We start from the raw sequence: 23,323 nt of genomic DNA on the forward strand, positions 1-23,323 counted from the left end.
TGTTAAGCACGCAGTGACGGTGCGTGCTCTCCTTTAAGTTAAACTCGTTACTCGGGCTCGAGGGCCTTTTTCTACTTCTGGAGTAACAACTTGCTTAGATTTTATTTTTGTATCAATCACATTCTTTGCCGCAATCAATAATCCAAGCCCTAAAAAAGCGCCCGGAGGTAAAATTGCTAATAAGAACTGATTGTCAAAGCTAAAGACTTCAATGCGCAGTGCTTCTGCCCATGGTCCAAGTAATAAGTCGGCACCATCAAACAGCGTGCCTTGACCTATTAATTCTCGAATAGCGCCAAGCACAACAAGCACCAACATAAAGCCAAGTCCCATCATTAAGCCATCGAATGCAGAAAGAGGCACGGTATTTTTAGAGGCAAATGCCTCTGCTCGGCCAATAATTGCGCAGTTGGTGACAATCAGTGGAATAAAAATACCTAATGATTGATACAGACCAAATGTGTAGGCGTTCATAAGCAGCTGAACGATGGTAACAAACCCTGCAATGATCATCACGAAAACGGGAATACGTATATCTTTCGGCACCCAGTTACGCACAATAGAGACAGTGATGTTTGAACCAACCAATACCAGTAAGGTTGCTAAACCAAGGCCTAACGCATTTGTAATGGTTGATGTTACGGCCAGCAGAGGACACAAGCCCAGTAATTGCACAAGGGCGGGGTTGTTTGCCCACATACCCTCTTTAAATAAGGTTTTGATTTCACTCATTACTGTGCTCCTTGGCATGAATTTGGCGCAGCAAATAGGTTATCAAACTCAGCTTTTGCGAACAGCACCGCATTTTTGACTGAGCCAACGACCGCTCGAGGGGTAATTGTTGCCCCAGTAAACTGATCAAACTGACCGCCATCTTTTTTAACGGCCCAACGTGTGTCATCGTCACCTAGCACATTTTGGCCTTTAAAGAGGGTGATCCAATCCGATTTTTTTATTTCGACTTTATCGCCGAGACCGGGCGTTTCTTCGTGCTTTGTGACACGCACGCCAGCAATGTCGCCATTAGCAAATACGGCTGTTAGTAAGTTGATATCGCCGCTGTAGCCACTAGGTGTGACATGGCGCATCACTAAAGCATAGGGTTCGTCATTTTTGTAAGCACGGTAAATAACCTGATCAGGACGAGGTCCTAAACGTTCATCTGTAATGATCACACAATCTTTATATAGTTGATTGTCATAGTGATGGGCATCAAGCACTTGCTGTAATTGCTCTGCAAGTTGCTTTTTTTCTTGCTCGCTTATACGCTCAGCCGTCAGGCTATGTGTCAGTGCAACAGCCCCTGTGGTAAGCAGTGCAAAAACAGTAAGAATGCCACCATTTTTAGTCATTGAGGAAAGTATCATTTTTTCACTCCATGGCCGTAAGTACGTGGTTGTGTATAGTAATCAATTAACGGCACAGCCATATTTAATAACAAAACACTAAATGCCACCGCATCTGGATAACCACCAAAGGTACGAATTAAGTAAATAAGTAAACCAATTAAGGCACCGTAAATTAAGCGGCCCTTATTGGTGGTTGATGCCGAAACAGGATCAGTTGCGATAAAAAATGCGCCTAACATGGTTGCACCACTGAATAGATGAAATACCACGCCTGGCTCTGTGCCTGGCGCTGCAATATAACCAATACCACTGCACAGTATAAGAGATGCTAAAAAGCCGACAGGAATATGCCAGTTTATTATCTTTGCTTTTAATAAGTATAAACCACCTAATAAGAAACCAAAGTTTACCCAGCCCCAGCCAAGTCCAAACCAATCATTAAACAGTGGTTTGCTCATACTTTCTGACACTGTTAGGTGGTGAGCCACATCGGTTTTAACCGTATCTAAAGGGGTTGCCATTGTTGTGCCATCAATTGCAACACGCAGCTGATCAACACTAAATCCAGCAGAGGTAAAGCCGTTAAAAATAACGGATAGTTGTTGTGTAAAGCTAATTGGATTTGCAAGCAGATCGTTTACTGGCAGCCAGCTTGTCATTTGCACAGGAAATGACACAAGCAATAATACATATGCCGCCATTGCAGGGTTAAACAAGTTAAAACCAAGCCCGCCATAAAGTTGTTTAACAATGACAATAGCAAATAGGCAACCAATTACGATAATCCACCATGGGGCAAGAGGTGGGATACTAAGCGCCAATAGTACAGCTGTAAGCCAAGCACTACCATCGCTTAATGTTGGCCATACTTTGCGTTTACGAAGTAACAGAACAGCGGCTTCACAGACACTGACAGTCAGTAACGCGAGCACAAGCTGAATTAATACCGCAGTGCCAAAAAAGTAAACTTGGGCTATTAAACCTGGAATACACGCAGCAATCACGGTGATCATTAAGCGGCTTAATGATTTGGTACTATGATTATGCGGCGAACTGGCCATGGTTAGTTTCATGACTTATCGGTTCCTTCTTGTTGTAACTTTTTAGCTTTAGCGCGAGCAATTGCACGAGCAATCGCCGCTTTCTTTTTGTCTTCGCTTGATTCAGGCGTGTTATCTATTTGCTGTGCTTCAGGTTCATCTGTACTTGAATCATCAGAGTGAGCGTCAGTACCGTGGGTGTCTGCGCTTTCGTTTTTTGCTTGTTGCTCAGCGTGCTCTTTCGCTGCTTTTTTCGCTTTTGCACGGGCAACTGCCGCTGCTACGGCCGCTTTTTTATCGTCAACGGCTGCAGGCTCTGCATCGGTTGCGCTCTCAGTTTCGGCTTGCTCTTTCGCTGATTTTTTTGCTTTAGCACGGGCAATCGCCGCTGCAACAGCTGCTTTTTTATCATCAACGGCTGCAGGCTCTGCATCGGTTGCGTTCTCAGCTTCAGTGGCTTGTGCTGCTTTTTTCGCTTTAGCACGGGCAATCGCCGCTGCTACGGCCGCTTTTTTATCGTCAACGGCTGCAGGCTTTGCATCGGTTGCGTTATCAGCTTCAGTGGCTTGCGCTGCTTTTTTCGCTTTAGCACGGGCAATCGCCGCCGCTACAGCCACTTTCTTATCATCAACGGCTGCAGGCTCTGCATCGGTTGCGTTATCAGCTTCAGTGGCTTGTGCTGCTTTTTTCGCTTTAGCACGGGCAATAGCCGCCGCTACGGCCGCTTTTTTATCATCAACGGCTTCAGGCTCTGCATCGGTTGCGTTATCAGCTTCAGTGGCTTGTGCTGCTTTTTTCGCTTTAGCACGGGCAATAGCCGCTGCAACAGCTGACTTCTTATCGTCTTTATCGACGGTTTCTTCACTTTGCTCTAGCGCTTTTTGCTCTTTGTACTTACGCGCTTGCTCTTTACGTGCAGCACGTTCTTTAGCTACTTCAGAATTATCTGGTTCCAGTTCTGCGCCTTGTTTTTTCGCTTTGGCACGGGCAATTGCGGCTGCAACAGCTGATTTACTGTCTTTATCGTCAGATTTTGGTTTAACACGGGCGAGGGCATCGGCCACTTTTTGTTTTTCATCGCTCGACTTCGTCGCGGGCTTGCGTTTATGACGGTTTTGTCGCTCTTCTTGTTCGCGCTCTAAACGCTCTTTGCGTGCTTCAAAGCGCTCTCTGGCGCGCTCAGCTTTTATTTGTTCTGCTTGTTGCTCTTTGATTTCGGCTTTAGCAACTCGGTAGTATTGCACAAGTGGAATTTCACTCGGGCAGACATAGGCGCAGGCTCCACATTCGATGCAATCGAATAGGTTATGCTCATTTAACTTGTCGTATTCTTTTGACTTAGCAAACCACTGCAGCTGTTGGGGTAATAGCGAAGCAGGGCAGGCATCAGCACAGGCACTACAACGAATACAGGCTTTTTCGTCTCCTGGTTCAGCCAGCTCTTGATGATCAGGGGCTAAAATACAGTTTGTGGTTTTTACAATGCCGATTCTTACCGTTGGTAAGGTAAAGCCCATCATAGGGCCGCCCATGACAACTCGTTGTTGTGGCACCGGTGAAAAGCCTTGGCAATCTAGTAAGTGTTTTATTTCAGTGCCAAGTAACGCCCATACATTTCCTTGTTTATGGATTGTATTGCCAGTCACTGTGACCACGCGTTCAATTAATGGCTTGCCTTCATAAACCGCTTGGTTAATCGCAAACAGGGTGCCTACATTGTGCACTAACATACCAATGTCAGCAGGAATATTGCCGCTAGGTACTTCTTTGCCTGTTAGCAATTTTATCAATTGTTTTTCACCGCCAGAAGGATAAACAGTAGGGACAGTTTGAACAATGATAGACTCATTATGTTTTGCTGCTTGTTGCATTGCTGCAATAGCTTCTGGCTTATTATCTTCAATACCTATGATTGTCAGTGTTGGGTTGAGCAAGTGCTGCATTAACTCAATACCGGCGATAATTCCGTGTGCATGTTCACGCATTAACATGTCGTCTGCAGTGATGTATGGCTCACACTCAACGGCATTTACAATTAAAAATTCAATGCTTTTTCGCGTATCTGCTTTTACGTAAGTGGGAAAACCAGCTCCCCCCATCCCTGCAATACCTGATTGATGAATAATATCGACTAACTCATCATGTGAGAGTGCTTTAGGGTCATCAACAGGGTTTAGTTCACACCATGTATCTTTGCCATCTGGTTCAATAATGACGCTGAGCTCAGGCAACGCTGATGGATGCGCAGATGGCATCGGGCAGATATCAGTGATCACACCAGAAGTAGGCGCATGTACAGGTACTGACCAGTTACCGCTAGGTTTCGTTAACGCTTGACCTTTAAGAACTGATTGGCCTTTTTCTACGATTAATTTGCCGTTGGCACCAATATGTTGTTTTAGTGACACAACTAATTTATCTGGAAGCTCTAGTCGCTCAATTGCACGTGATGTTGATTGTTGCTTTTGTCCAGGTGGGTGAATCCCCCCAGCGAATGGCCAGACTTTACCTTGTTTGATTTGTTCTATTAACGTTTCCATCTGCGCTCCTAATCTACCTGAGTCACAGGGATTGCATTTAATTGCCATTTCCAAGTTTGTTTGGTTTCTTTTACAGGCAGCATATCAATACAGTCAACTGGGCAAGGTTCAACACATAAATCACAGCCAGTGCATTCGTCAATGAGTACGGTATGCATTTGACGGGTCGCACCAACAATGGCATCAACAGGGCAGGCTTGGATACATTTAGTACAGCCAATACATTCGTCTTCTCGAATGTATGCAACGGTTTTTACTGGCTCTGCTTGTTCGCCGCCAGCAAGAGGTTTTGCTTCAACCCCCATTAAATCAGCCAGTTTTTTTACCGTGGCTTCGCCGCCCGGCGGGCATTTATTTATTTCGTCACCATTCGCTATCGCCTCTGCGTAAGGGCGACAACCAGGGTAGCCACATTGTCCACATTGAGTTTGTGGCAATATGGTGTCAATTTGATCAACGATAGGGTTGCTTTCTACCCGAAAACGTACGGCAGCAAATCCTAAAATCAAACCAAATATTAGCGCTAATGAACCTAGCGCAATTAAGGCATAAAACAAGGTCATATTAAAACTTCACTAATCCTGTAAAACCCATAAAGGCCATCGACATCAGACCTGCGGTGATCATCGCAATCGATGCACCTTTAAATGGTGAAGGAACGTCTGCAACAGCTAAACGTTCGCGTAATGCGGCAAAAAGAATTAACACCATTGAAAAACCAACTGCTGCGCCAAAACCATACACGGCTGATTGTAAGAATGAATGGTCTTCTTTGATATTAAGAAGGGCAACACCTAACACTGCACAATTTGTTGTGATCAGAGGCAAGAATATACCGAGCAAACGATACAAAGTTGGACTGGTTTTTCTAACAACCATCTCAGTAAATTGCACAACGACAGCAATCACCAAAATAAAGCTCATGGTGCGTAAAAATGCGATATCGAGTGGAATCAAAATATAGTGATTCACCAGATAGCTGGTAACAGAGGCGAGTGTTAGCACAAAGGTTGTCGCTAAAGACATACCAATAGCAGTGTCGAGTTTACCTGATACACCCATAAACGGGCATAAACCTAAAAACTGAACTAAAACGAAGTTGTTGACTAGTACGGTACCAATCAGTAACAAGACATACTCTGTCATGCGTGCCTCACGAGAATAAAAACAACGTCATTATCCTTTTTTCTGGAGGCTGACACAACACATGCGAGGCGATTAGCTTAAATTAACAAAGCTGTTTGTATTTGAAGTGTTAAAGTTACGTTAAAGACCTGATAAACAGTCGGTTTATTAGGTCTTATTGGCGTAGATCTTAGATGTCTTTTGGTTTTTCTATGTAATAACCCTGCACGCCATCTAAGCAAAGGGTTTCGATAATGTGTTTCTCTTCCTGGCTCTCTACACCTTCGGCAAAAACATTAACCCCAATCCGGTGAGCAAGATCTACCATCAAGCGCATAAAATATTGATTGTTTTTATCATCTTCAAGGCCGCGGGTATAGCTTGCATCCATTTTAATAAAGTCAGGCTTCAAGTCTCTGAAGAATTTAAATGAAGTTAAGCCTACACCAAAGCGTTCAACAGTCACACGCGCACCGACACGATGAACCATATCAATAAAACGCTTACTTGCTTTTATATTTTGTTGAAGACCAAATTCGCTGACTTCAAAAATTAATTTAGTGGCAATATTGTTATCTTTTAACAAACGGCGTTCTAACCAAATAAGAAACTGATCATTATGCGCACTGGATGCTGTGACATTTATACCAAAAAACTTTTGTGAGAAGTTGCGTGTCTTCACTTTTTCAAGGGTGGTGTCGATTATTAATCGATCAATTTCCATTGCCATACCGAGTTTTTCGGCCATCGCTAAAAAAGACGCCGTAGGAAGCATTTGATTTTCGGCTGTTTTAAAGCGCACTTGAATTTCGGCATAGGCTTTGATGCTTTTACCAATTGGCATGATATTTTGCATAACTAAGTGAACACGCTTTGACTCGATCACTTCGTTTATCACTTTGCGCCAGTTTTGATTACCAAAGCCAGCACTCACATTGTTTACTAAATCTGTTTCGCGTTGAACATGCCATGCATTTGCTTGCTTAGATTGTGCCATGCTCATAGCGTTATCAACAATCGACAGTAGTTCGCCTAAAGGTTTGCCTTTTTCGTACCCAACTATGCCTGTATTTGCTACTGAACTTAATTCTTGGTTCTGCTGATACTGCGTAAAACGCGATTGTAAGTTATCACCGAATCGTTCAGCTTCTTTTAGGGGAGTATTAGGTAAAATAACAGCAAAGTCTGAACTGTTTACCCGAAATACTTGGCTATTGGTGTAAGTACCACTGATATGTTTAATAATATCGGCAACACCTTTTACGTATTCATCGCCTTTTTGATAACCGCGAGTTTGGTTTATTGCTTGTAGCTCACTACAACGCACCATAGCTAAAGAGCCAAAGGTGCTTTTATCGGCATTTTCGATGTTTTTCTCGTAGTATTCGACGAACATATTACGATTACCAAGATTTGTAATGACATCTTTATACGCTTCTTGCTTAATGCTCATTGCATTGTTTTCAATATCATCATGCTTGGTTTGTAAAAAGTGCGAAAGACGATTGAAAGTAGGTATTAAATCTTTACTAAGCTTTTTCAAGCGTGTTGTGTCCATTGCTTGTTCAAGATCGCCATTAACCTGATTTTGATTGATATAGATATCGATGATATCTGCAATGGTGGTGCTCACTTTTCGGTTTAAGCGTCTGAACATGCTTTGCATATATATAATAGGCAACAAAGCAATTAAGCCTGAGACTAAAATGACAATAAACATGGACTGTTGTAGCAGGTTTGCCAGATTGTTTGCGTTGATTGTGAATTCAACTTTTATGTCAGAAGCTTGGTTAACAGCAAATTGTGGGCGAATCGAATTAAAGCTCGTATTTACAATATCTGCAAAGAGGGGCAGGGGCTGTGGCGATTCAACCATGGTAACGAGGTTACCTGCTTGATCTCGTATTATAAATTTAGAGAAAGTAGTGCCGTCGGCAAGCGCTTTTTGTATTTTTTCAGGCGCAAGCTCGTCCATCGTTAAACTATTTATGTAAGTATTCACTACGAATTGCGCTTTTTTCTGAGCATCGCTAACTGCGTTGTCAAACCCCAGTGCAATAAAATACCCACCGAGCAATGCAAATAGTAGCCAAGAAATAAGTTGAACAAATATTAGTTTTTTAAAGCCTGCCATGTTTTTTATCTTATAAAAGCCTAAAAGGAAGAATCAATTCCCTGATTGATTGCTTTAAGTACAGTGAATTCTATTTAAATAGCAAAAAAGAAATAACTCAGGATAGATTAGAATATATAAGGCAGAAAGTCTAATAGATTCGCAGAATGTGAAAGATGATAAAAGTCTAATATATTCTGGAAGTTGGCTCCCCCTCCCCGACTCGAACGGGGGACCTGCGGATTAACAGTCCGTCGCTCTAACCAACTGAGCTAAGGGGGAACAATAAAAAACAGAAACTTGGCTCCCCCTCCCCGACTCGAACGGGGGACCTGCGGATTAACAGTCCGTCGCTCTAACCAACTGAGCTAAGGGGGAAACGTTTATGGTCGAAAAACTTGGCTCCCCCTCCCCGACTCGAACGGGGGACCTGCGGATTAACAGTCCGTCGCTCTAACCAACTGAGCTAAGGGGGAAGCGTCATGCCTTTCAACGGGGCGAAATATTAATGACAGCATTGCAAAGTGTCAACATAAAAACTTCATAAATTCAAAAAAGAAGTGTATTCGATGTTTTTATGTTCGATCTGAACAAAATGTAGCTGAAAAACACAGATGTTTTCGCGGTTAAAGTAAAATTTCATGTTGGATCATGTGATTTTTTGCATGCTTTTTGACCACGAGCAATATTATAAATTAGTCAAAAGTATTCGTTGTATAGAATTTTGGCTTATAAGAGAGGAAATTGTCATTTATCTCAGATTTTATTCTCGCTATAAAAATTTAATCTAATCATTTTTATTTGCGCATTAAATTCTTCCATTTTAGAGGTCTCAAATCGGTCTGTCGGTTGAGAAAAAACGTTAAATACGGCATTAATTGATCCTGAATTGTGAATGTAAAGACAGATAAGAGAGTGGTTTAAGTGTTTTTTATCAGTGTGTTAGGCTGTTTTTTAGCCACTTTATTTTGAATTGTCATATTTATTTGCATGGTGAGTGTGAACAATAATTAGGCATTCTTTAAAAGAATCTAACAAAAGGGTTAAAACAAGACACTTGCGTGATTTTCATAGGTTGCGATAAATACTGAGCTCAAAAGCCTTTATAATTGCGGCTTTCAGAGAGTTATCCACGGTTTCTGTGGATAACTCTGTTTATTAAACTTTAAGAACAGCTATGGCGCTAGAATTTTAGGGCGCTGCAGCAATTTCAAGCATTTAATTATATTTTTTTTACTTATTTAAAATCAAACAGTTAAGTTTTGTATCTGAAGCGACGCTGAATTGATAAGTAATGTTATTCGTGACGATAAAATGACACGGTTTGTTGTGTAAAAAAGCAGCGGTTACTGCCATTTTATTGTAACAATGCTATTAATGATGTTCTTATTTTGTTTTTTAACGATGTTCGTGGTTGTTTTTATGTTAAAGCCTCAAAAGTGACAGTTTTCTTTGTTTAAAATTAACCGTGGCTTGCAAGGCGAGGATGCTTTAAACTTATCAGCTCAGTAAAAGAGGCAAAGTATTCCCATGACCGTGACGTCGCAGAGCAAATCTAAACCTGATCTTTTAAACTCTCCAATCCTGCCAACGTTGAAAAAAATGACTATCCCTATGATCTTCGGGATGATCACCTTAATGATGTTTAACCTAGTTGATACTTTCTTTATTAGTCTACTTGGTACAGAACCCCTTGCAGCAGTGAGCTTTACTTTTCCTGTAACCTTTACGGTTATTAGTCTTGCCATTGGCCTCGGTATTGGCACTTCAGCGGTAATTGCGAAAGCATTAGGGAGTGACAAATTAGATGAAGCTCGGTTTGATGCCAGTATTGCTTTACTCATTTCTGTGGTTTTGGTGTTTTGCTTGTCTGTTATTGGGTATGTATTTATTAACCCTATTTTTGAATTGTTGGGAGCTGGGCAGCAAGTACTTCCGCTAATACACGACTATATGAGTGTGTGGTTTTTAGGCAGTGTATTTTTGATTACCCCGATGGTTGGTAATTCTGTTTTGCGCGCAAGTGGCGATACAAAAACGCCGAGTTTAGTAATGGGGGGCGCGGGTCTCATTAATGCCGTGTTAGATCCGATTTTAATTTTTGGTTTGGGCCCAATACCGGCATTGGGTATTCAAGGCGCTGCCATTGCCAGTGTAATTGCATGGTCTTTCGCGGTGGTGATTATTCTTTATATACTGGCAATTAAAAATGGTTTGTTGAGCTTGTACGCTGGCCAACAAACGATTATTGGGGCAATAAGAAAAATTTTAAAAATAGGTTTACCTGCAGCAGGGGCGAACATGTTGACACCCATTGCAATGGCTGTGATGACGGCGTTAGTGGCTAAGCATGGCCCTGAAGCCGTCGCTGCATTTGGTGTGGGTAGCCGAATTGAGTCAATAGCCAGTTTAGTGGTTTTAGCATTGTCGATGACATTGCCACCGTTTGTCAGTCAAAACTTTGGAGCCGGAAAGTTAGGCCGTGTAAAAGAAGCGTATATTACTACGTTGAAGTTTGTGATGATTTGGCAATTCGGCATTTATTTACTGTTGCTTTTGACCTCTAGTTTTATTGCGCATGTCTTTGGTAAAGAGCAGGCGGTTATTGATGTCATTAAACTTTTCATTTATATCTTGCCATTAAGTTACGGTTTGCAAGGTGTGATAATTCTCTCTAACTCTTCATTTAATGCTTTACATAAGCCAATGAATGCGCTGATTTTAAGTATCATTCGTTTATTTGTCTTTTATGTGCCAATTGCTTATGTCGGGAGTGAAATTGCAGGGTTAACAGGCTTGTTTATAGGCGCAGCTGTGGGTAATTTGTTTACGGCTTTTGTGGCTTATAAGTGGTTTATAAAAGAAGTAAATGCATTAAGCACAACGGCGATGAAGGAGTGTCATTTATGAGTGATCATTTTCAACTGGTTTCAAAATTTAAACCAAGTGGTGACCAACCCACGGCCATTGCTCAATTATCTGAGGGCCTTGAAGCAGGGCTTGCTCATCAAACATTGTTAGGTGCTACAGGGACGGGTAAAACCTTTACCATGGCAAATATAATCCATGATCTAAATCGGCCAACGATTATCATGGCGCATAATAAGACGCTTGCAGCGCAGTTATATGGAGAGATGAAAGAGTTTTTCCCTCATAATGCGGTTGAATATTTCGTGTCATATTATGATTACTATCAGCCTGAAGCGTATGTTGTTGCCAGTGACACATTTATAGAAAAAGATGCCTCTATTAACGAGCATATTGAGCAAATGCGCTTAAGTGCAACCAAAGCGTTACTTGAACGCCGTGACACAATTATTGTTGCATCTGTTTCGGCTATTTACGGTTTGGGCGATCCTGACTCGTACATGAAGATGATGTTGTTACTCAAAGTAGGCGAAACTGTCGACCAGCGTGATATGCTTCGTCGCTTAGCCGAGTTGCAATATACGCGTAATGACATTGAATTTAGTCGTGGTACGTACCGTGTGCGCGGTGAAGTGGTTGATATTTTCCCTGCTGAGTCAGATACATACGCGGTGCGTGTGGAAATGTTTGATGATGAAATTGAGCGTTTAAGTATCTTTGATCCATTAACAGGGGCTGTTGAAAAGCACATTGTGCGCGCGACTATTTACCCAAAAACACACTATGTGACACCCCGTGAGAAAATTCTTGATGCGATTGAGAATATTAAGGTCGAGTTAAAAGATCGCAGAGCTCAGTTGCTTAGCGCAAATAAACTTGTCGAAGAGCAACGTATTGCACAGCGAACACAATACGATATAGAAATGATGACCGAGCTTGGTTATTGCTCTGGTATTGAGAACTACAGCCGTTATTTATCGGGGCGTACTCCGGGCGATCCGCCGCCTACATTGCTTGACTATTTACCTGATGATGCCTTGATGATCATCGATGAGTCGCATGTGACCGTATCGCAAATTGGTGCAATGTACAAAGGTGACCGTAGTCGAAAAGAGAACTTAGTTGAATATGGATTTCGTCTTCCTTCGGCATTGGATAATCGGCCACTTAGATTTGAAGAGTTCGAAGCAATTGCACCGCAAACGATTTATGTATCGGCAACGCCAGGCGAATTTGAGCTAACGCGCTCAGCAGGTGAAGTGGCTGAACAAGTTATTCGTCCTACAGGCTTAGTAGACCCTGAAATTGAAGTGCGCCCTGTGGGTACTCAGGTTGATGACTTATTGTCTGAAATTTACAAACGAGTTGAGGTAAATGAGCGTGTCTTAGTGACGACCTTAACAAAACGTATGGCAGAAGACTTAACGGATTACTTAAATGATCATGATGTAAAAGTTCGTTATTTGCATTCTGACATCGACACAGTTGAGCGAGTTGAGATTATACGTGATTTGCGCGCTGGTGTTTTCGATGTGTTAGTGGGTATTAACTTATTACGAGAAGGCCTTGATATGCCAGAGGTTTCACTTGTTGCGATACTCGATGCTGATAAAGAAGGCTTTTTACGTTCGACGCGTTCTTTATTACAAACAATAGGGCGCGCTGCTCGTCATTTAAATGGTAAAGCAATTCTGTACGGTGATCGTATAACGAATTCAATGCGTCAGGCTATTGATGAAACTGATCGTCGTCGTGAAAAACAGCAAGCTCATAACGCAGAACATGGAATTGTACCGCAAGCGTTAGTGAAAAGTATCACGGATATTATGGATGTTGGTGAAGAGGCTGGCCCTAAAGATAACCTTCGATTGGTCCGTAAAGAATCTAAAAAAGTGCTAAGCGCTAAAGAGATTGCCAGTCAAATTAAAGCACTGGAGACTAAAATGCACGCGTACGCAAGTGATCTGGAGTTTGAGAAAGCAGCCTCAGTGCGTGACGAAATACATGAATTACAACAACAGCTAATAAATTAAGTACTATGACAAACGATTTTTCAGCCATTTTAACTGCGTTAGCAGATGCGCCACTTTCGGCTAACGAACTTTGCCGTATTTTTCATGGCCGCGGCCACAGTGTGGCTGAATTAAGCCATATTAATGTTGATTTTTACCCTCCGGCATTATTTTTAGTGTCGTATGAGAGCATCCCTGACGATCAACTAGGTCAACTCACTGAAGTACTTTGGCAATGGGCGCAAAATAATGCCCCAGAATTAATTACTGCGTTGGTGTATCAACAGCGTAGCGGTATAAATACGATTAATAGCGTGGTACACGGCGAACTTCCTGACGAGCATGTTGTTCAAGAAAATGACATAAAATTTAGAGTCGATTTATTGAGCAGGCAAAATACCGGTATTTTTCCTGATATGCGTCGTGGCCGTGAGTTTGTACAGGCTCATAGTCAGGGGGCTAAAGTACTGAATTTATTTTCATATACTTGCGGATTCTCCGTTGCGGCAATGCAAGGGGGGGCTGAGCAAGTCATTAATATGGATATGAATAAAGGCGTGCTCAGAACAGGTAAACAAAATCACCAACTTAATGGGTTTACACGGGGTGTTAGTTACTTGCCTCATGATATTTTAAAATCATTTGGTAAGCTTAAAAAGTCAGCACCTTATGAGTTGATTATTGTCGATCCGCCCAGCTTTCAAAAAGGCAGCTTTATTTTGACGAAAGATTATCAAAAAATATTGCGCCGTTTGCCTGAGCTGCTCAACGAAAACACCCTTTTATTGTTGTGTGCCAATAGCCCTGAAATGTCTGAACAAGCATTTAAAGCACTGATTGCAGAGCACACAGAAGGTGCAATTACATTCGTTGAACGTTTAGCGCCTACCGCTGGTTTTATTGAAGTAGACAGCGATAGAAGCTTAAAAGCGCTTGTTTATAAAACCACACAGTAATGGCGTTAAGTAAGCGTTTATCAGCGATCGCGCAAATGGTCCCAAATGAGTATGATGAGATTTGGGACTGCTGCTGCGATCATGGCTTTTTAGGCATGCAGTTACTCAAAGATAATAGAGCCGATCAAATCCACTTTGTAGATATCGTGCCTGAGTTGATGCAGTCACTCCAACAGACACTGGCGCGTTTTTCAACTGAAGAACAACGCGGACATTGGCAGGTACATTGCCAAGATGTGGCCACTATTTCTTTAACACCCCAAAAACGTCATCTCGTGATTATTGCAGGAGTTGGGGGAGATTTAGTGTGTCAGTTTATTTCGCAGATTCAGGCTCACAATCATCTTGCTCACATCGATTTTATAGTTTGTCCTGTGCACCATAGCTATAAAGTACGCAGCCACCTACAGTCATTAGATTTTGGTTTAGTCGCCGAGCACCTTATTTCTGAAAATAGACGCTTTTATGAGTTAATGTTCGTGAGCGCATCGGCTAAAACGCCAATAACGCGAGTAGGACAGGGGATGTGGCAATTAACGAATAAGGATCACCAAGCTTACTTAGGGCAACTATGTGCACATTACCAACGCATGCTAAACCAAGATGCTGATTATTATCAGCAAGTGCTTGATGAGTATACTCGCTTAATGCGAACCTAATTGTTTTAAAGCTTGTTAATCTCTTGTTTTACGCTGTAACTTGAGTCTGTGACTATGGCTTCGAGGGTCTGTACGCGTTGTTTTAACTCAAGAAGCTCAGCGGTAACCGCTGCAACTTGTTCATTCGCTTCTTTATTGTCTTTTAGGGTGCGCGATTTAAATTCTAAATGTTTTTTATACATATCGAAGATAACGCCTGAACCAACCGAGATCAGTACAATTAATACCACCATCGTAGTGCCTGACATCATAATTCTCCTTTTATCAGTATCTTTATCCAATAGAGTATAGACTGGATTTTAAAAAGCAAAGGGGATTCTGTTACAAGGTATGTCGTTTAAAAAGCGATTTTATACGAATAAACCCAGTCACAAGCATGGTGCCAGCAATAACACACAGAGCGCCAAGTAACGTATTTGGCCCTATTTCTTCGTCGAGTATCAGGTTGCCCCATATAATGCCAAACAAAGGAATTAAGAAGGTAACGGTGAGCGCAGAGGTTGGACCAATCTCGTCAATTAGACGAAAAAAGAGAATATACGCCACTGCAGTACACACAATACCCAGAGCAATAACACCCGCCATTACGGTTTGACTTGGCATTTCTCTTATTGGCATCACAAAAATCAATGGTAATACGAGCATACTTGCGGCCCACATACTGCCATGCGCATTATCGAAAGCTGACAGTTTGGGGGCGTGTTTGGTGTAATGCGAGGCAATAGCATAACTAAGTGAGGCACACCGGGATGCAATAATTGCTGTTACTGTGGCGGTGTTGATAGTTAGGCTGTTTTGTCTAACTAGGATAGCAACCCCAATGAGACCGAGTAAGAGTCCCAGTATCATACTTTTACTCGGTGTCGATTTACTCCAAATTATGCCAACAATGGCTCCCCAAATGGGGGTTGTTGAATTTAAAATCGCTAATGTCGAGGCATTAATAGTTTGTGCGGCAAACGCAAATAATAAAAAAGGAATCGCAGAATTGAGTGCACCAGTAATAAAAAAGTGCTTTTTGTAGGTAAAAAAAGCAAGCTTTTTATTAAAATACACGGCAAAGGCACAGAGTGTTAAGGCGGCAAACCCTACGCGTAGTTCAATTAAAACGGCAGGCCCTAAACTTGAGGCCGCCATACGCATAAACAAGAATGATGCGCCCCAAATAGCGGCAAGAAAAAATAAGCGCAGTAAGCTGTGTATTGGCATAATGATGAATCATTCAAAATAGTAAAGCACGAGCATACCAGATACTGCCTGATAAACTCGCCTTATTCGGGCTTGTAAGTGTAGAGTAAGCACTGAATAGAAGGCCTCTATTCAGCAGGTTTCACACGTTTTTTTTCGTAATCTGATTTGACTATTTCTAATGCTGCGAGCACATCCTCTGCAGGGACTTCGTTTTGTTCTAAGAGCATAATAAGGTCGACAGCCACTTTAATATAATTAGGAGCGGCTTCTAATTCATTGTCCATTCTGTAATTCCTTTTTCTTTGCAACCTGGCTGATTGCAACATCGATAGCCGTTTGTACTTGTTGTTCCATTAGCATTCGCTCACTGTGCGGTAAATAGAACTCCATATCGACATCGTAGCGAATGTAACGAGCGGGAAGCTGGTTGAGTACTGTGCAGCATAAATCGGCCATCACATCGTCATTGTATACGGAATCTAACTCTCGTTGCGCTATATCTTCGACAACCAGTTTTTCATAATAGTTATGAATATCATCATGCAATTTCATACAGTTTGAATCCAAAGTGATAGTCATTTCAGTGTATACCAAGCTTTAAAATAAATCGACAGCAGCTCTAAAAAGCTGAGAATGAACATTAACTAAGCGATTTATATTTCGTTGATAGCCCCCACCCAAAGCCGAAAAAATAGGAATTTGCTGCGCTTTTGCTTGGCTTAATATGAAGTGATCACGTTGGTATACCCCATCAAGGCTAACAAAAAAATGCCCTAACTCATCGTCGCTAGCGATATCTGCGCCGGCGTTATATAAAATGATATCGGGTTGATGAAGTCGAACGGTTAGTTGGAATGCTTGTTTTACTGTTTCAAGGTAGTGTTGGTCAGTGGTGCCATGCTCAAGTGCGAAGTCGTAGTGAGAGTGTTGCTTGATGCGCGGAAAATTTTGCTCACAATGAATTGAGCAGCTAATCACTTGTTCGTGATGGCTTACAATTTCTGCGGTGCCATCTCCTTGGTGTACATCACAATCGAAAATCAGAACAGTGTCAGCCAGCCCTTCGTTTATTAAGTGGTTTGCAGCAATCGCTAAATCGTTAAAAATACAAAAACCACTTCCGTGATCACTAAAGGCGTGATGATAACCGCCGCCTAGATTAAAAGCGGCACCGTGCTGCAATGCGAATTCAGCGCCATTTATACTTGCACCGACAGAAAGTAAGGTGCGTTCAACTAATTCGTTTGACCAAGGAAAGCCCATTTTCTTAATGGCTTTTTCCTCAAGTGTCCCATTTAAAAATGCATTAATGTAAGCCGGGTCGTGACACAACGCTAATTGTGCTGTTGTGGCTTTATTAGGTGTAATAAACTTATCGTCGTTTATAAAGGTACTTAATTTTTGTTTTAGTAAGCTGTACTTCTGAATAGGGAAGCGATGCCGTGCGGGTAAATTAAGCGCAGAATAACTGGGATGATAGTAAAACATTATCTAAGCTGCTGTTTTTCGACCTGTTGAATTTTGTCTTCGGTGGCAGAAATTGCTTTACGACACCTTCCTAAGCGTGCATGCAATGCTAGTATCTCTTGATTTATTTCTGCTGCTTTTGCTGCGCTGGCTGCGTCTAGTTTGAGTTTTCTTTCTTCGATCATCAGTACTAAACGACGTTCAAACTCATGGTTCTGTTTCAGTTCGTCATACAGTTCATGCGACGATTGCATCATTTTTTGTACGGCTTGTTTGTATACCTGAGGTTTGGTTTTAGGCTTAAAACTGTATTTATTTTCTTTTGCCCAAACAGGAGTCGACTTTATTACATTGAAGACGGCTTGTACCTGCTGAGTTATCCGCTCTAAGGCATATTGATACGCGTGGCGATGCTCTGCCGGGGGTAAACTTTTTAACTCGTCTTCAATTTCACTCACGTAGTCAGCAAGCTTCATACTTTTTGTTGTAAACACCCCTCTATCAAATAAACTTGGTTGCGCTTGCATGTAGCGGTTTTTAGCAAATAAATTGCTCTGATCGAATTGTGTGGCTTGATGTTTCAGCCGAGCAATTTGTTCACATAGTTTATCAAAAGCAGGGGAATGCATTTATAAGTAAGCCTCATAAATTAGCTTTAATGCCAAAATAATGACCACGGTATTAAAGACAGGGCGTATCATTTTACCACCAAATTTAATCGCAGAATGCGCACCTAGCCATGCGCCTAGCATTAAAAATAAGCCCATTGTGATGCCTAATAAAAAATTAACATGGCCTAATGCGACAAAGGTAATCAATGAAATAAAGTTTGAGACAAAGTTCATTGACCGAGCAAGGCCGCAGTTAAGCAATAAGCTCATTTTATATAATAGACTATTTGAAGCCGTCCAAAACGTGCCGGTACCGGGGCCTGCAAGACCATCAAAAAAGCCAAGTCCTAAACCTTGTAACCATTGTTTAATCTTTGTTTTAGTATCAAGTGTTGGTAATTCATTATGCTCTGTTGTGCTTAGGCTGCCAAATAAGCTGTAACAGGCAACCAAAATGATTACCACAGGGAGCAATTTATTTAAAAAATCGATACTTAAATAATCAACAACCAACGTACCAATTAATGCCCCTATTGCTGTTGCTATTATGGATGCAGCCCAAAAACGAGGGCTAAATAACTTCTTACGAAAGTAGGTGACACTGGCTGTTAATGAGCCAAAACTGGCTGCCAATTTATTGGTGCCAAGCGTAAGATGGGGAGGAAGTCCGGCTGTCAGTAACGCGGGGACGGTAAGCATACCTCCACCGCCAGCAATGGCATCAATAAATCCAGCGGCCAGCGCGACAGCGCAAAGTAATGCCCATGTGGTTGGTTCTAAAGCTAGTTCAAACATTAATAATCAATTTGTCTTTTAAAAGGTGGCAAGGTATCGAGCATGGCTTTGCCATATCGCTTGGTCACTAAACGGCGATCAAGAATGGTAATGCGACCTTGATCGTTTTCTTTGCGAAGCAGTCTACCACAGCTTTGAACTAATTTCTTTGCTGCATCAGGAACTGTGATTGATAAAAATGGATTGCCCCCTTTACTTTGCACAAACTCGGCCTGTGCTTCTTCTATCGGTGAAGTTGGCACCGCAAAAGGAATTTTAGTAATGACGAGGTTTTCTAGGTATTTACCCGGTAAATCGAGCCCTTCTGATAAGCTTTGTGTACCAAATAAATAACTTGCCCTCCCTAAATCGACATTAGCTTTGTGTTTTTTGAGTAAAGCCTCGCGCGACATTTCACCTTGAACTAAGACATCTATCCCTTTCGTTCTAAGTGCTTTGACCACATGGTCCATTTGCCAATATGAGGCAAAAAGCACTAAATTTGCTTTTTTATCATCAAGGTAACTTGGTAACTTTTCGGCTAAATGATCACTAAATGCTTTGTCTGTCGGTTCTATAAGTGTGTTCGGAATATGTAATATAGCTTGTTTGGGGTAATCAAAAGGTGACGGCACTTTGATATATTTAACACCCTCTTCTTTGGCAAGGCCACACTCGTAAGCAAAGTGGTCAAATGACCCTAGTGCGGTTAAAGTTGCAGAGCAAAGTACGGCTCCCGCGCATTGATTCCAAAGTTTATCTTTTAAGTAATAACCAACTTCAATTGGGCAATCACTGAGTAAATGATCATGATGATTTTTATATTCTAAACGTTTAATCCAGCGTGCATGGGGAATACCTTCACCCTTTGTGGCATAACTAAACCATAATTTATTTAATAATTCCAAACGATTTATGTAGTGACCACTTTCCCCTAAAATAGGGTCGGCAACATAGGGTTTTATATCGCCATCACTCACATCTTGTACGAGCGTGTCATGCATTTTATTCAAGGCACGCAGAGCATCAAGCGTTGCGTCGCTAATGTCTTTTGCTTTGGCATGTAACGAGGCTGGGATTTCACCGTGCTCAAAGCGATAGGTATCATCACTGTTGTAATTAAAGTTGGCATTGTCGAGTATGTCGCGCACCACTTTTAAGTTTTTAGCCGCATCATTAATACTGTCGCTCAGTTTAAAATTTTGCCCAATGGCCTTTTGGCCTACCAAAACGTTGGCCATTTTGCCTGCAAATTTTACCAGTTTATCAAGCCACTCTATCGTGCCTTTGATGGTCGCTGCGGCAGATGAAAAGTCGCGAGTGATATGGGCTAAGTGATGCGCCTCATCAATAACATAAATGGTGTTATCGGGTTCAGGCAGTATTTTTCCGCCGCCTAAATCAAGATCGGCAAGCAATAATGAGTGGTTGATAACAAGCACATCCATCTGCATTAACCGCTGGCGCGCCATATGAAATGGACATAATTGATGAGCACGCATTTGTCGTTGGCATGAGTGCTTATCGCAAGCAATAAGGCCCCATACTTTATCGGGAATTGTGTCGGCCCAGCTATCGCGATCGCCTTGCCATTGCTTTTTTGAATACGCATCGTACAGCTGTTTTAAACACTTTGTTTCCATATCACTTAAGGGAGAAGAAAGTGTGGGCATGAACTCCATTTGGGTTTGGCTATCGCCATTGACCGCGTTGCTGAGCTTTTGTGCGCAAATATATCGTTGTCGGCCTTTAACAAGATCAAACTTGATATCGAGGCCTGAATGCTCTTTGAAAAAAGGCAGCTCTTTATTAATTAGCTGTTCTTGCAGGGCAACGGTCGCCGTTGAAATAACCAGCTTTTTCTTTTTTGCCATAGCGAGTGGCAGCGCACCTAAACAATACGCTAACGATTTACCCGTGCCTGTGCCGGCTTCTATAACACAGATACGTTGGCTTTTATGGTATTCACCCGCCAGTGTTTTGGCTATTTCAGCAACTAAGTAGTTTTGACTACTTCGTGGGCGGTAATCAGTGAGATTATCAGCTACATGCTTATGAATTTGCCGAATAGTTTTTTTTAATGAGTCAGAAAGCATGCCCAGATAACCTAAAGTATGTATATAATTACAGTAATTAATTTTAGAGAGTTAACTGAGTAACTACAAGCGACTTGTTAGTAAATTTGTTGATTAGCATTTGTTTTATGCATTTCGCATTTTCATATTTGGGTTTAAAGGGTCATATAGATGCAATTAACTTCTGGCTTTATTCTTTCAACACAATGCTTTGATAGTACGCATGGCGTATCCATTGTGGTGTGGATTTTGTCTGAGCAAGGACCTGTCAAGCTGATTAGCCCACCGCAAAAAGTGCTCTTTTTCATTAATGAAAAAGATGTTGCTGCGGCAACTCGAATCTTGGCACAGCACAATGTGGCATGTGAATTTAAGCCAGTGCAATTAAAAAGCTTCCAGCAGCAGGCTGTTGTGTCGTGCTATTTTTCTTCACTTAAGCATTATTACCGCGCTGCAAAACAGCTAAAAGCCCATTTCATCAAAGTTTACGAAGACGATATTAGACCGGTTGACCGGTTTTTAATGGAGCGTTTTATCAAAGGTTCGGTGTGGGCCAAAGGACGGTTAATTAAAGGTCAGCCTTACCCCGTATTAGCAGACGTTCAGTTTAAACAAAATACCGAGTTCACACCCACTTTTACGACTGTATCGTTAGATATCGAATGTGATGGAGAAGGGGTGCTGTTTTCAGTAGGACTAGTCGGGAAGAGCATAGATGCTGTTCTTATGATCGGTAAAGCTGAGGACACCTCTGATCTTAACTTCAATGTTATATGGTGTGAGGATGAAATCGACTTATTGTATAAGCTCTGTGAGTGTGTGCAAGTCATTGACCCTGACGTTATTATTGGCTGGAACGTCATTGAGTTTGATTTTACAGTACTTCATGCTCGTTCTGAAGCATTAGGTGTAGGGCTGCCTCTGGGTCGTAACAATGAAAAAATGACCCTCAGAACTGGTAATTTTACACGTTTAACGATCCCAGGCAGGGTTGTTATTGATGGTATTGATACACTTAAAAATGCGACATATCACTACGATAGCTTTAGCCTCGCGAATGTGGCGAGTATTGAGTTAGGTGAAGAAAAACTAATTTCTTCAGATAACCGCTTAGACGAAATCGTTCGCCAATTTAATGAAGATAAGCTCGCACTTGCTTGCTACAACCGCCAAGACTGCATTTTAGTACAACGCATTTTCGAAAAGCTTAAGTTACTCGATTTTGCCGTTGTTCGAAGTCAACTAACCGGCTTAGAGCTTGAAAGAATGGGTGGATCCGTTGCGGCCTTTACTAACCTTTATCTTCCTTTATTGCATCGCAGTGGTTATGTAGCTCCAAACTCAGGCGATCATGGTCTTAGCTTTGATAGTCCAGGTGGTTATGTCATGTCCTCGGAGCCTGGTTTATATAAAAATATATTAGTACTTGATTACAAAAGCTTATATCCATCAATAATGCGCACTTTTTGTATAGATCCACTAGGTATGGTGGAGGGTCTAAAACACCCTAATCACGCAATTGAAGGCTTTAATCAAGCCCTTTTCTCAAGAACAGAGCACCACCTACCTGAGCTTATTCGTGAACTTGCCGCAACGAGGCAACTTGCTAAAGACAATGAACAGCCAATGCTTTCTCAGGCTATAAAGATCATCATGAATAGTTTATATGGCGTTTTAGGCTCGAAAGGCTGTCGGTTTTACGATCCTCGTCTTTCAAGTTCAATTACATTACGTGGTCATGAAATTATGCAAACTACTAAAAAGTGGCTAGAAGAGTGGGGGTATAAGGTAATTTATGGTGATACTGACTCCACGTTTGTGAAACTTGATGATGAATTAAACTCTCAGAGCTGTAACGAAATTGGTACAAAGCTGGCAAGAAATATAAACAAACGCTGGGAAAATGTATTACAGGAAACATATAAATTAGAAAATTTCTTAGAAATTGAGTTTGAAACTCACTACAGCCCATTTTTTATGCCGACAATTAGGGGCAAAACCACCGGTTCAAAGAAACGCTATGTAGGTAGAGTAGAAAAACATGGCAAAACAGCACTTGTGTTTAAAGGAATGGAAACAGTGCGAAGTGATTGGACAGAGCTTGCTCAGAGGTTTCAGGTCGCACTCTTTGAAATTTTATTTAGCGAACAATACAACCAAGAGCTGATCAGGCAGCTATTTGATAACTATGTGGAAAAGCTTTACGCAGGCGAGTATGACTCGCTACTGGTATATCGAAAACGTCTAGGTCAACACCTAACAGACTATCAAAAAAATATCCCTCCTCATGTCAAAGCTGCGAAGCAATATTTAGCACATAACCCCAATGCTCAAATACAACGAGGTCAAGTAATTGAATACGTATATACGCTTAAAGGCGCTGAGTATTATACCGGAAATCACAAGTTCGATTATGGTGTTTATGTTAATAAACAGCTGTTGCCACTGGTTAACATGATTATTGAGGTTTCAGGGACTAATTCAAAGGGGCTATATTCTAGTCAAATTCAGCTGTTCTGATTGTTTTTTGCCCAAGCGTTGTA

The 23,323-nt window shown here is 41.7% G+C and carries 20 protein-coding genes and 3 tRNA genes; 5 read left to right on the forward strand and 18 right to left on the reverse strand.

All coding sequences use genetic code 11. The features are described from left to right. Positions 1–33: 33 nt before the first annotated feature. The 10 genes from BM378_RS18890 to BM378_RS18935 all read right to left on the reverse strand — a co-directional run bounded on the left by BM378_RS18890 (position 34) and on the right by BM378_RS18935 (position 8,643). Positions 34–732 carry an electron transport complex subunit E gene (locus BM378_RS18890; protein WP_074989783.1) on the reverse strand — a complete coding sequence of 233 codons (699 nt, stop codon included), beginning with the start codon at positions 730–732 and terminating at the stop codon, positions 34–36. After that, the gene (gene rsxG, locus BM378_RS18895) at positions 732–1,367 is read right to left on the reverse strand and encodes an electron transport complex subunit RsxG (RefSeq protein WP_074989784.1); all 636 of its coding nucleotides are present in this window, start codon (positions 1,365–1,367) and stop codon (positions 732–734) included. The genes BM378_RS18890 and rsxG overlap by 1 nt, the downstream gene beginning before the upstream one ends. Beyond that, on the reverse strand, positions 1,364–2,422 hold the full coding sequence (rsxD, locus tag BM378_RS18900; protein ID WP_074989785.1) for an electron transport complex subunit RsxD: 1,059 nt from the start codon (positions 2,420–2,422) through the stop codon (positions 1,364–1,366). The genes rsxG and rsxD overlap by 4 nt, the downstream gene beginning before the upstream one ends. After that, on the reverse strand, positions 2,419–4,929 hold the full coding sequence (gene rsxC, locus BM378_RS18905) for an electron transport complex subunit RsxC (protein WP_074989786.1): 2,511 nt from the start codon (positions 4,927–4,929) through the stop codon (positions 2,419–2,421). The genes rsxD and rsxC overlap by 4 nt, the downstream gene beginning before the upstream one ends. An 8-nt stretch (positions 4,930–4,937) precedes the next feature. Next, complete coding sequence (gene rsxB, locus BM378_RS18910) at positions 4,938–5,492, reverse strand: electron transport complex subunit RsxB (protein WP_036969496.1); 555 nt, start codon at positions 5,490–5,492, stop codon at positions 4,938–4,940. Position 5,493: 1 nt separating this feature from the next. Next, positions 5,494–6,075, reverse strand: coding sequence for an electron transport complex subunit RsxA (gene rsxA / locus BM378_RS18915; RefSeq protein ID WP_036969494.1), 582 nt, complete (start codon positions 6,073–6,075; stop codon positions 5,494–5,496). A gap of 169 nt (positions 6,076–6,244) precedes the next feature. Beyond that, entirely contained in the window at positions 6,245–8,188 is a 1,944-nt protein-coding gene (locus tag BM378_RS18920) for an EAL domain-containing protein (protein WP_036969491.1), read from the reverse strand. 184 nt (positions 8,189–8,372) lie between these two features. Further along, positions 8,373–8,449 (reverse strand) — tRNA-Asn (locus BM378_RS18925). A 19-nt stretch (positions 8,450–8,468) separates the two neighbouring features. Further along, positions 8,469–8,545 (reverse strand) — tRNA-Asn (locus tag BM378_RS18930). Positions 8,546–8,566: 21 nt separating this feature from the next. Next, positions 8,567–8,643 (reverse strand) — tRNA-Asn (locus BM378_RS18935). 1,054 nt (positions 8,644–9,697) lie between these two features. On the opposite strand from BM378_RS18935, the gene BM378_RS18940 reads away from it, so the two are divergent. Genes BM378_RS18940 through BM378_RS18955 form a run of 4 tightly spaced genes read left to right on the forward strand, consistent with a single transcriptional unit; the run spans position 9,698 to position 14,662 of the window. Beyond that, positions 9,698–11,077, forward strand: coding sequence for an MATE family efflux transporter (locus tag BM378_RS18940; protein ID WP_074989787.1), 1,380 nt, complete (start codon positions 9,698–9,700; stop codon positions 11,075–11,077). Further along, positions 11,074–13,068 carry an excinuclease ABC subunit UvrB gene (uvrB, locus tag BM378_RS18945; protein ID WP_036969486.1) on the forward strand — a complete coding sequence of 665 codons (1,995 nt, stop codon included), beginning with the start codon at positions 11,074–11,076 and terminating at the stop codon, positions 13,066–13,068. Before BM378_RS18940 ends, uvrB begins: the two co-directional genes overlap by 4 nt. Before the next feature lie 5 nt (positions 13,069–13,073). Beyond that, the gene (locus BM378_RS18950) at positions 13,074–14,003 is read left to right on the forward strand and encodes a class I SAM-dependent methyltransferase (protein WP_074989788.1); all 930 of its coding nucleotides are present in this window, start codon (positions 13,074–13,076) and stop codon (positions 14,001–14,003) included. Beyond that, entirely contained in the window at positions 14,003–14,662 is a 660-nt protein-coding gene (locus tag BM378_RS18955; RefSeq protein ID WP_074989789.1) for a tRNA (adenine(22)-N(1))-methyltransferase, read from the forward strand. The genes BM378_RS18950 and BM378_RS18955 overlap by 1 nt, the downstream gene beginning before the upstream one ends. 5 nt (positions 14,663–14,667) lie before the next feature. Here BM378_RS18955 and BM378_RS18960 read toward each other — a convergent pair whose 3' ends face one another. From BM378_RS18960 to dinG, 8 genes are all read right to left on the reverse strand, one after another. After that, positions 14,668–14,910: a hypothetical protein gene (locus BM378_RS18960; RefSeq protein WP_036969480.1), complete on the reverse strand. Its 243-nt coding sequence runs from the start codon at positions 14,908–14,910 to the stop codon at positions 14,668–14,670. A 73-nt stretch (positions 14,911–14,983) separates the two neighbouring features. After that, entirely contained in the window at positions 14,984–15,871 is an 888-nt protein-coding gene (locus BM378_RS18965) for a DMT family transporter (RefSeq protein ID WP_074989790.1), read from the reverse strand. A 107-nt stretch (positions 15,872–15,978) separates the two neighbouring features. Continuing rightward, positions 15,979–16,137 carry a DUF2496 domain-containing protein gene (locus BM378_RS18970; RefSeq protein ID WP_074989791.1) on the reverse strand — a complete coding sequence of 53 codons (159 nt, stop codon included), beginning with the start codon at positions 16,135–16,137 and terminating at the stop codon, positions 15,979–15,981. Then, positions 16,127–16,405, reverse strand: a complete 279-nt coding sequence (locus BM378_RS18975) for a late competence development ComFB family protein (RefSeq protein ID WP_065978833.1) — start codon at positions 16,403–16,405, stop codon at positions 16,127–16,129. Before BM378_RS18975 ends, BM378_RS18970 begins: the two co-directional genes overlap by 11 nt. Before the next feature lie 45 nt (positions 16,406–16,450). Then, on the reverse strand, positions 16,451–17,344 hold the full coding sequence (locus tag BM378_RS18980; protein ID WP_177222596.1) for a histone deacetylase family protein: 894 nt from the start codon (positions 17,342–17,344) through the stop codon (positions 16,451–16,453). Beyond that, a complete protein-coding gene (locus tag BM378_RS18985) occupies positions 17,341–17,949 on the reverse strand; it encodes a primosomal replication protein (protein ID WP_036969469.1) in 609 nt (202 codons plus the stop codon). Before BM378_RS18985 ends, BM378_RS18980 begins: the two co-directional genes overlap by 4 nt. After that, a complete protein-coding gene (locus BM378_RS18990) occupies positions 17,950–18,726 on the reverse strand; it encodes a TSUP family transporter (RefSeq protein ID WP_036969465.1) in 777 nt (258 codons plus the stop codon). Beyond that, positions 18,726–20,801, reverse strand: coding sequence for an ATP-dependent DNA helicase DinG (gene dinG, locus BM378_RS18995; protein ID WP_074989793.1), 2,076 nt, complete (start codon positions 20,799–20,801; stop codon positions 18,726–18,728). The genes BM378_RS18990 and dinG overlap by 1 nt, the downstream gene beginning before the upstream one ends. A gap of 150 nt (positions 20,802–20,951) precedes the next feature. On the opposite strand from dinG, the gene BM378_RS19000 reads away from it, so the two are divergent. Beyond that, entirely contained in the window at positions 20,952–23,300 is a 2,349-nt protein-coding gene (locus BM378_RS19000) for a DNA polymerase II (protein WP_074989794.1), read from the forward strand. Positions 23,301–23,323: the final 23 nt, after the last annotated feature.

Origin of the sequence: Pseudoalteromonas lipolytica (genome assembly GCF_900116435.1) — a bacterium.
Lineage (GTDB): Bacteria > Pseudomonadota > Gammaproteobacteria > Enterobacterales > Alteromonadaceae > Pseudoalteromonas > Pseudoalteromonas lipolytica.

Bases quoted from the DNA above. Each gene is read 5' to 3' on its own strand.
- BM378_RS18985 (WP_036969469.1), bottom strand. From the start codon at position 17,949: ATGCATTCCCCTGCTTTTGATAAACTATGTGAACAAATTGCTCGGCTG.
- BM378_RS18890 (WP_074989783.1), bottom strand. From the start codon at position 732: ATGAGTGAAATCAAAACCTTATTTAAAGAGGGTATGTGGGCAAACAAC.
- BM378_RS18950 (WP_074989788.1), top strand. From the start codon at position 13,074: ATGACAAACGATTTTTCAGCCATTTTAACTGCGTTAGCAGATGCGCCA.
- BM378_RS18990 (WP_036969465.1), bottom strand. From the start codon at position 18,726: ATGTTTGAACTAGCTTTAGAACCAACCACATGGGCATTACTTTGCGCT.
- rsxC (WP_074989786.1), bottom strand. From the start codon at position 4,929: ATGGAAACGTTAATAGAACAAATCAAACAAGGTAAAGTCTGGCCATTC.
- BM378_RS18975 (WP_065978833.1), bottom strand. From the start codon at position 16,405: ATGAAATTGCATGATGATATTCATAACTATTATGAAAAACTGGTTGTC.
- rsxA (WP_036969494.1), bottom strand. From the start codon at position 6,075: ATGACAGAGTATGTCTTGTTACTGATTGGTACCGTACTAGTCAACAAC.
- BM378_RS18955 (WP_074989789.1), top strand. From the start codon at position 14,003: ATGGCGTTAAGTAAGCGTTTATCAGCGATCGCGCAAATGGTCCCAAAT.
- dinG (WP_074989793.1), bottom strand. From the start codon at position 20,801: ATGCTTTCTGACTCATTAAAAAAAACTATTCGGCAAATTCATAAGCAT.
- uvrB (WP_036969486.1), top strand. From the start codon at position 11,074: ATGAGTGATCATTTTCAACTGGTTTCAAAATTTAAACCAAGTGGTGAC.
- BM378_RS18965 (WP_074989790.1), bottom strand. From the start codon at position 15,871: ATGCCAATACACAGCTTACTGCGCTTATTTTTTCTTGCCGCTATTTGG.
- BM378_RS18940 (WP_074989787.1), top strand. From the start codon at position 9,698: ATGACCGTGACGTCGCAGAGCAAATCTAAACCTGATCTTTTAAACTCT.
- rsxG (WP_074989784.1), bottom strand. From the start codon at position 1,367: ATGATACTTTCCTCAATGACTAAAAATGGTGGCATTCTTACTGTTTTT.
- rsxB (WP_036969496.1), bottom strand. From the start codon at position 5,492: ATGACCTTGTTTTATGCCTTAATTGCGCTAGGTTCATTAGCGCTAATA.
- BM378_RS18970 (WP_074989791.1), bottom strand. From the start codon at position 16,137: ATGGACAATGAATTAGAAGCCGCTCCTAATTATATTAAAGTGGCTGTC.
- BM378_RS19000 (WP_074989794.1), top strand. From the start codon at position 20,952: ATGCAATTAACTTCTGGCTTTATTCTTTCAACACAATGCTTTGATAGT.
- BM378_RS18960 (WP_036969480.1), bottom strand. From the start codon at position 14,910: ATGTCAGGCACTACGATGGTGGTATTAATTGTACTGATCTCGGTTGGT.
- rsxD (WP_074989785.1), bottom strand. From the start codon at position 2,422: ATGAAACTAACCATGGCCAGTTCGCCGCATAATCATAGTACCAAATCA.
- BM378_RS18920 (WP_036969491.1), bottom strand. From the start codon at position 8,188: ATGGCAGGCTTTAAAAAACTAATATTTGTTCAACTTATTTCTTGGCTA.